Source organism: Novosphingobium rosa NBRC 15208 (assembly GCF_001598555.1).
GTDB classification, from domain to species: domain Bacteria; phylum Pseudomonadota; class Alphaproteobacteria; order Sphingomonadales; family Sphingomonadaceae; genus Novosphingobium; species Novosphingobium rosa.
On sequence record NZ_BCZE01000079.1, the window covers coordinates 25,548 to 33,287 of the forward strand.

Consider the following 7,740-nt stretch of genomic DNA (forward strand, 5'->3'; position numbering starts at 1 on the left):
TGACCGGGTGAACTCCCAGATCGGGCGCCATCCGCGAAGCCTGCGATTCCTCGCGATCCACACAGTCAGAAACGAGCCCATGACCAGAACCCTGACCCATCTTGAGCGCCTGGAGGCCGAGAGCATCCACATCATCCGCGAGGTGGTGGCCGAGGCTGACAAGCCGGTGATGCTCTATTCGGTGGGCAAGGATTCGGCGGTGATGCTGCATCTGGCGCGCAAGGCTTTTTACCCGGCTCCACCGCCTTTCCCGCTGCTGCATGTCGACACGACGTGGAAGTTCCGCGCCATGTATGAGCTGCGCCAGCAGATGGCCGAGATCAGCGGCATGGAGCTGCTGGTCTATCAGAACCCCGAGGCCAAGGAGAAGGGCATCAACCCCTTCGACCATGGCAGCCTGCACACCGATATGTGGAAGACCGAAGGGCTGAAGCAAGCGCTGGACCTCTATGGCTTCGATGCCGCATTTGGCGGCGCCCGCCGCGACGAGGAAAAGAGCCGCGCCAAGGAGCGCATCTTCTCCTTCCGCACCGCCAGCCACGGCTGGGACCCGAAGAACCAGCGGCCCGAGCTGTGGAACCTCTACAACGCCCGCAAGGCCAAGGGGGAGAGCATCCGCGTCTTCCCGATCAGCAACTGGACCGAGCTGGATGTGTGGCAGTATATCCACCTCAACGACATTCCCATCGTGCCGCTGTACTTCGCCGCGCCGCGCCCCACGGTGGAGCGCGACGGCATGCTGCTGATGGTGGATGATGACCGCTTTCCGCTGAAACCCGGCGAGGAGGTGCGCACGCGCTCGATCCGTTTCCGCACTTTGGGCTGCTATCCGCTGACCGGCGCTGTCGAAAGCACGGCAGCCACGCTGCCCGAGGTGATTCAGGAAACGCTGCTCACCACCACCAGCGAGCGGCAGGGCCGCGCCATCGACAAGGACGCCGGCGGCGCGGGCATGGAAGTGAAGAAGCAGCAGGGATATTTCTGATGGCCACGCAAATCGAAAACCCCGCTGCCGATCCGATCTATGTCACCGACGCGCTGATCGCCGAGGACATCGACGCCTATCTCAACGTCCATCAGCACAAGACGATGCTGCGCTTCATCACCTGCGGGTCGGTGGATGATGGCAAGTCCACGCTGATCGGGCGGCTGCTCTATGATTCGAAGATGATCTTCGAGGATCAGCTCGCCGCGCTGGAGGCTGACTCCAAAAAGGTGGGCACGCAGGGGCAGGGGATCGATTTCGCCCTGCTGGTCGATGGTCTGGCCGCCGAGCGCGAGCAGGGCATCACCATCGATGTCGCCTATCGCTTCTTCGGCACCGAAAAGCGCAAGTTCATCGTGGCCGACACCCCCGGCCATGAGCAGTACACGCGCAACATGGTGACCGGCGCTTCCACCGCCGATCTGGCCGTGATCCTGATCGATGCGCGCAAGGGTGTGCTCACCCAGACCCGCCGCCACACCTTTCTGGCGCATCTGATTGGCATCAAGAATCTGGTGCTGGCGGTGAACAAGATGGATCTGGTCGGCTACGATCAGGCCCGTTTCGACGAGATCGTCGCCGATTACCGCGCCTTCGCCGAGAGCATCGGGGTGAAGCAGTTCACCGCCCTGCCGATCAGCGGCTATATGGGCGACAACATCACCAGCCTGTCTGACAACACGCCGTGGTACAAGGCTCCGGCCTATTTCGGGCGCACGCTGGTCGATCATCTCGAAACCGTCGAGGTGGACAGCACGCGCGAGGCCGCCAAGCCCTTCCGCATGCCGGTGCAGTGGGTCAACCGCCCCAATCTGGACTTCCGTGGTTTCGCGGGCCTGATCGCCAGCGGCAGCGTGAAGCCGGGCGATGAGATCCGCGTGGTGCCTTCTGGCAAGACCAGCAAGGTCGCGCGCATCGTCACGCTGGATGGCGATCTGGAAGAGGCCGTCGCGGGCCAGTCCGTCACGCTGACCTTCGCCGACGAGATCGACTGCTCGCGCGGCGATGTGATCGCCGCCGCCGCCAACCCGCCCGAGGTGGCCGACCAGTTCGAGGCCTCTCTGGTGTGGATGGCCGATGACGCGCTGATCCCGGGCCGTGCCTATTGGCTGAAACTCGGCACGCAGATGGTATCCGCCACCGTTCACGCGCCGGAATACACCATCAATGTCAACACGATGGAGCATTGCGCCGCCAAAACGCTGGGCCTCAACGCCATCGGCGTGGCACAGGTCGCCACCGACCGCCCGATCACCTTCGAGCCCTATACCGACAGCCACACGCTGGGCGGCTTTATCCTGATCGACAAGATCACCAATGCCACCGTGGGCGCGGGCATGCTCACCCACGCGCTGCGCCGTGCGCAGAACGTGCATTGGCAGGCGCTGGACATCAGCCGCGAGGCGCATGCGGGCCTTAAGAACCAGAAGCCCGCCGTGCTGTGGTTCACCGGCCTCTCGGGCTCCGGCAAGAGCACCATCGCCAATCTGGTCGAGAAGAAGCTGCATGCGCTGGGCAAGCACACCTTCCTGCTCGATGGCGACAATGTGCGGCACGGCCTCAACAAGGATCTGGGCTTCACCGAGGCCGACCGCATCGAGAACATCCGCCGCGTCGCCGAAGTGGCCCGCCTGATGACCGATGCCGGGCTGATCGTCATCACCGCCTTCATCAGCCCCTTCCGCGCCGAGCGCGAGCTGGCACGCGGCCTGATCCCCGACGGCGAGTTCCTCGAAGTCTTCGTGGACACCCCGCTTGAGGTGGCCGAGGCGCGCGACGTGAAGGGCCTCTACAAAAAGGCCCGCGCCGGGCAGCTGGAAAACTTCACCGGGATCGATAGCCCCTATGAAGCTCCGGAAAAGCCCGAGTTGCATATCGACACAACGCGCCTATCTAGCGAAGAGGCTGCGGAATTGATTGTCGATCGCCTGCTGGGCGTCTGGATGCCGGTTATCTGATGGAACAGCCAAGCCTTATCCCCGATGATGCCGAACTGGCCGCGCAGCTTGCCGCTGCCGCCGGACGCATCCTGATCGCCACGCGCGATTGCCGCCTCGTCCATGGCAAGGCGCTGGGCAAGGCGGGCGACGCCGCCGCCAATGCCTTCCTGATGGCGGCGCTGGCGCAGCAGCGCCCGGAGGACGGCATCCTCTCGGAGGAAAGCAAGGACACGCCCGAGCGCCTGACCAAGGAACGCGTCTGGATCATCGACCCCGTCGATGGCACCAGCGAATATGGTCAGGAGCGTGCCGACTGGGCCGTGCATATCGGCCTGTCCATCGGCGGCAAGCCTGCGCTGGGCGCGGTGGCGCTGCCGGGGCCAGGGCTGGTCTTCCGCTCCGACAAGCCCCAGCCTGTGCCCCCCGCACCGGAAAAGCTGCGCATGCTGGTGAGCCGCTCGCGCCCCGCGCGCGAGGCCGTGGCCGTGGCCGAGGCTTTGGGCGCGGAGCTGGTGCCCATGGGCTCGGCGGGCGCGAAGGCCATGGCGGTGGTCCACGGCGAGGCGGATATCTACCTCCATTCCGGCGGGCAATATGAGTGGGACAATTGCGCACCCGCCGCCGTGGCTCTGGCGCATGGGCTGCATGTGTCGCGCATCGATGGCGCGCCGCTGGTGTACAACATGCCCAACCCGTGGCTGCCCGATCTGCTGATCTGCCGCAAAGAACATGCGGAGCGGGTTCTGGAAGAAGTTCGGGGTTTGATGAAGGTTTAAAGGGAAAAGCGAGGGCCATCGCCCTCGCGCTCCCGTTACGTCTCCCGACGATAAGGCAGTGGTGCCGAAATGGAGTGCCCCGGCTCTCCACCTGCGTGACCTAGGGCGCCGCAGGCAGGTATTCTAAAAAACGATAGGCTTGTGCAGGCGTTTTAAACGCCTGCGGCGCGGCGACGTTGCTCCAAGGCCGAACCCTGTGCGCGACGTAGACATGAAAGGGAGCGCGAGGGCGATGGCCCTCGCTTTTCCTCTTCCCTTCTTACTCGCTGATTTTCCGAGCCAAAGCGATCAACCGCCGCGCCTCTTCCAGATGCAGCAGCTCCACCATGCGCCCATCCACGCGGATCGCGCCCTTGCCCGCAGCCTCGGGCGAAGCGAAGGCATCGAGGATACGCTGGGCCGCCTCCAGCTCCTCCACACTCGGCGTGAAGACCTCGTTGCAGGGGCCGACCTGATCGGGGTGGATCAGGCTCTTGCCGTCGAAGCCCAGCATCAGCGCTTGTTCGCATTCCGCGCGGAAGCGGTCGAGGTCGCGGAAATCGTTGCAGACCGCATCGAGGATCGCCAGCCCGTGGGCTCGCGCGGCCGCCACGGCAAAGGTCAGCAGCGGCTGGAACACCGCACGGTCCGGGCCGGGGCGGGCGCGCATCTCGCGGGCGAGGTCGTTGGTGCCGATCATCCACAGGCTCAGCCGCGTGGAGGCCGCCAGCGCGCCGATGGCATCGAGGCGCAGCACCGAGGCGCAGCTTTCGATCATGGTCCACAGCTGCAGCTCGGCAGGGGCGGTGGAGAGGGCTTCATGCCAGCTCAGCACGTCCTGCGGGCCGGTCACCTTCGGCACCAGAATGGCGTCCACGCCGCTGTCGGCGACGGCGGCCAGGTCTTCCGCGCCCCATGGGGTGTCGAGGCCGTTGACGCGGATGGCGATCTCGCGATGGCCGAAGCCGCCGGCATAGACGGTGGCGAGGGCGGCCTGGCGGGCCTCATCCTTCAGTTCGGGCGCAACGGCGTCTTCCAGATCGAGGACGATCACATCGGCGGGCAGGCTGCGAGCCTTGGCCAGCGCGCGCGGGTTGGAGGCGGGCATGAAGAGCGCGCTGCGGCGGGGCCGGTCGGCAAAGCGAGCCGCCAGCGAGGGGATGGGCGCCAAGGGCAATGGGGCGGTGGGTGAATCGCTTTCGGAAAGAGGGATGGCGGCAGGCTCGCTCTGGGGGATCTGCGTCATGGGCTGGTCTCCGGCGTAAGGTGCTGGCCGTTCTGGCCATTTCCTGACCGGGGTGCCTTGATCGGGCGCAAGCGGTCAAGCCCTGTCAGACGCAGGCCCCGTCTGGCGGTATCTCGTTCAGGCTGAATGGAGGCGGTGCATCACGCAATCCTCGGTCAGCGCGGCGATGTCCAGCAGCTGCACCATCCCCTCGCGATAGGGGGCCAGACCTTCGATGAAGCGCAGGGCGGTGTTCGCCGGGGCGGTGTTGCCAAGGTCTGGCGGGGGCAGCAGGGCCTCCTCGTCGATCAGGACCAGATCGCCGACCTGTTCCACCACCAGCGCGCAGGTGTGATCGTCGAACTGGACGATGATGATCGAGTGGCTTTCGCTGTTGGCGATGGGGTTCCAGCCCAGCCGCAGCGACAGGTCGATCACCGGCAGGATCGCGCCGTGATCGCTGGTGACGCCCACAACGTCGGCGGGCAGGCCCGGCACGCGGGTGAGGGGCGACCAGTCGCGGATTTCGCGGATGGTGCCGATATCGAGGGCAAAGCTCTGCCCTTCCACCTCGAAGATGATGCATTCGCGACTCATGACCCGTTCTTTCTGGCTTGTCCGGCAGGTGCTGCCGGGCAGGTTGCTGCCCATACCCCTGTTGAGCCCTGAAAATCGGCTCAACAGGAGATGAGGGCAAGGCCAGATGGGTTCAAATCCGTTGCACCCGCGATGGAACAATCGGTCAATTTGTAGGGATGCGTTGAAAAGCCGGGCTTTAGCCCAGCGTGGCGAAACCGCCATATTGCCCGCGATGGAACAGCATCGGGTCGCCCTCGCGCTGCACCTTCATGTCCAGCACCTGTCCCAGCACGAAATGGTGGTCGCCCGCCTCATGCACCCAGGCGATCTTGCATTCGATCGAGACCAGCGCCTCGTCCAGAATGGGCAGATTGTTGTCGCTCACATGCCAGGCCACGCCCGCCATCTTCTCGCCCTTGCCCGCCAGCTGGCGGCAGAGCAGCGTCTGGTCGGAGCCCAGAATGTTCACCGCGAAATGCCCCGCGGCATGGATCTGCGGCCATGTGGTCGAGCGCTTGTCGGGCAGAAAGCCCACCAGCGGCGGATCGAGGCTGACCGAGGTGAAGCTGCCCACCACCAGCGCCAGCACGTTCCCCTCGGCATCCAGCGCGGTCACGGCGGCCACGCCCGTGGGATAATGGCCCAGGGTCTGGCGGAACAGGGCGGGGTCGATGGCGGTGACAGACACAGGCAGGCTTTCTGAACGGACCGGGCCGAAGCGACCGGGGATGGACAGGCTGGTGCCAGAGGCAAGCCCATGCCGCAAGCGCGAGATGCTCATAGGACCACGCCGATCCCTTTACGCCCCCTGCTCACTCGTGTTAATCGATCGGTTAAGGCGTGCCGAGAGACACCGCCACCCCATTAAGGCTTATTTGGCGAGAGGTTCCTACCATGAGCGATCCCTTCCAACTCAGTGACGATCAGCTGGCCATTCAGGATATGGCGCGCGGCTTCACCGCTCAGGCCATCACGCCCAACGCGGCGCGCTGGGATGCCGAACACCATTACCCCGTCGAGGTGTGGAAAGAGGCCGGCGCGCTGGGGCTGGGCTCGATCTATGTCTCGCCCGAGGGCGGCGGGGCGGGTCTGGGCCGACTGGAGGCCGCGCTGGTGATGGAGGCGCTGTCCTATGGCTGCCCGGCCACCAGCGCTTTCGTCTCGATCCACAATATGGCGACATGGATGGTCGACAGCTTCGGCTCCGATGCCTTGAAGGCCCAGTGGCTGCCTTCGCTGGTGACGATGGAGGCCATCGCCTCCTATTGCCTCACCGAGCCGGGTTCGGGCTCGGATGCGGCGGCGCTGGTCAGCACGGCGCGGCGCGATGGGGATGATTATATCCTCAACGGCACCAAACAGTTCATCTCCGGCGCGGGCTACAACGATCTCTATCTGGTGATGGCGCGCACCGGCGAGGCGGGGCCGCGCGGCATCTCCTGCTTTGCGGTGGAGAAGGACATGAAGGGCCTCTCCTTCGGCAAGCAGGAGGACAAGCTGGGATGGCATGCCAGCCCCACCGCTCCGGTGATTCTGGAGAATGTGCGGGTGCCCGCGGCCAACCGGCTGGGCGATGAGGGACAGGGCTTTCGCATCGCCATGGCCGGGCTGGACGGTGGGCGGCTCAACATCGGGGCCTGCTCGCTGGGCGGGGCGCAGCGCTGTCTGGATGAGAGCATCGCCTATGTGAAGGAGCGCAGGCAGTTCGGCCAGCCCATCGCCGCGTTCCAGAACACCCAGTTCCGCATCGCCGACATGGCCACCGATCTGGAGGCCGCCCGCGCGCTGCTCTATCTGGCCGCCGCCAAGGTGACATCGGGCGCGCCGGACAAGACCCGCTTTGCCGCCATGGCCAAAAGGCTGGCGAGCGATTCGGGTTCGACCATCGTCGATCAGGCGCTGCAATTGTTTGGCGGATACGGTTATTTGCGCGACTATCCGATTGAACGGTTCTGGCGCGACTTGCGCGTTCACCGTATCCTCGAAGGCACAAATGAGGTGATGCGCATGATTATCGCACGCGATCTGCTGACATGAGCGCAGCGCAAGATCTGCCCGTTCTGGTGCAGCGCCGGGGCGCCGCCGGTGTCCTGTCCCTCAACCGACCGCGCGCCCTGCATGCGCTGAACCCCGAAATGATCGCGCTGATGGCCGGAGCGCTGCTGGCCTGGCGCGACGATCCGCTGGTCAGCGTGGTGATCATCGATCACGCCGAGGGGCGGGGCTTCTGCGCGGGTGGCGATGTGGCGGCGGCCC

Annotated in this window: 8 protein-coding genes; 5 read left to right on the forward strand and 3 right to left on the reverse strand. The window is 65.2% G+C overall.

Going from position 1 to position 7,740, the window contains the following annotated elements:
• The first annotated feature begins 79 nt into the window (after nucleotides 1-79).
• From cysD to SR3_RS24740, 3 genes are read left to right on the forward strand one after another with little or no spacing between them, the layout of a single operon-like run.
• Nucleotides 80-985, forward strand: a complete 906-nt coding sequence (cysD, locus tag SR3_RS24730; protein ID WP_068092053.1) for a sulfate adenylyltransferase subunit CysD — start codon at nucleotides 80-82, stop codon at nucleotides 983-985.
• Complete coding sequence (gene cysN / locus SR3_RS24735) at nucleotides 985-2,943, forward strand: sulfate adenylyltransferase subunit CysN (RefSeq protein WP_068092055.1); 1,959 nt, start codon at nucleotides 985-987, stop codon at nucleotides 2,941-2,943. The genes cysD and cysN overlap by 1 nt, the downstream gene beginning before the upstream one ends.
• Nucleotides 2,943-3,701, forward strand: coding sequence for a 3'(2'),5'-bisphosphate nucleotidase CysQ (locus SR3_RS24740; RefSeq protein ID WP_068092058.1), 759 nt, complete (start codon nucleotides 2,943-2,945; stop codon nucleotides 3,699-3,701). Before cysN ends, SR3_RS24740 begins: the two co-directional genes overlap by 1 nt.
• A 259-nt stretch (nucleotides 3,702-3,960) precedes the next feature.
• On the opposite strand, the gene SR3_RS24745 is transcribed toward SR3_RS24740, so the two are convergent.
• From SR3_RS24745 to SR3_RS24755, 3 genes are all read right to left on the reverse strand, one after another.
• Nucleotides 3,961-4,926: an HpcH/HpaI aldolase/citrate lyase family protein gene (locus SR3_RS24745; protein ID WP_281198742.1), complete on the reverse strand. Its 966-nt coding sequence runs from the start codon at nucleotides 4,924-4,926 to the stop codon at nucleotides 3,961-3,963.
• Nucleotides 4,927-5,043: 117 nt separating this feature from the next.
• Complete coding sequence (locus SR3_RS24750) at nucleotides 5,044-5,502, reverse strand: chemotaxis protein CheW (RefSeq protein ID WP_169805705.1); 459 nt, start codon at nucleotides 5,500-5,502, stop codon at nucleotides 5,044-5,046.
• A 178-nt stretch (nucleotides 5,503-5,680) separates the two neighbouring features.
• Nucleotides 5,681-6,172 carry a flavin reductase family protein gene (locus tag SR3_RS24755; protein ID WP_068092074.1) on the reverse strand — a complete coding sequence of 164 codons (492 nt, stop codon included), beginning with the start codon at nucleotides 6,170-6,172 and terminating at the stop codon, nucleotides 5,681-5,683.
• Between the two features lie 206 nt (nucleotides 6,173-6,378).
• On the opposite strand from SR3_RS24755, the gene SR3_RS24760 reads away from it, so the two are divergent.
• Nucleotides 6,379-7,521 (forward strand): acyl-CoA dehydrogenase family protein, encoded by a 1,143-nt coding sequence (locus SR3_RS24760; protein ID WP_068092064.1) that lies wholly within the window; start codon nucleotides 6,379-6,381, stop codon nucleotides 7,519-7,521.
• A partial coding sequence (locus SR3_RS24765; RefSeq protein ID WP_174549189.1) for an enoyl-CoA hydratase/isomerase family protein occupies nucleotides 7,518-7,740 on the forward strand: 223 nt, incomplete at its 3' end. The genes SR3_RS24760 and SR3_RS24765, both read left to right, overlap by 4 nt.

Coding starts and splice junctions, on each gene's coding strand:
- cysD (WP_068092053.1), top strand. CDS start 80: ATGACCAGAACCCTGACCCATCTTGAGCGCCTGGAGGCCGAGAGCATC.
- cysN (WP_068092055.1), top strand. CDS start 985: ATGGCCACGCAAATCGAAAACCCCGCTGCCGATCCGATCTATGTCACC.
- SR3_RS24740 (WP_068092058.1), top strand. CDS start 2,943: ATGGAACAGCCAAGCCTTATCCCCGATGATGCCGAACTGGCCGCGCAG.
- SR3_RS24745 (WP_281198742.1), bottom strand. CDS start 4,926: ATGACGCAGATCCCCCAGAGCGAGCCTGCCGCCATCCCTCTTTCCGAA.
- SR3_RS24750 (WP_169805705.1), bottom strand. CDS start 5,502: ATGAGTCGCGAATGCATCATCTTCGAGGTGGAAGGGCAGAGCTTTGCC.
- SR3_RS24760 (WP_068092064.1), top strand. CDS start 6,379: ATGAGCGATCCCTTCCAACTCAGTGACGATCAGCTGGCCATTCAGGAT.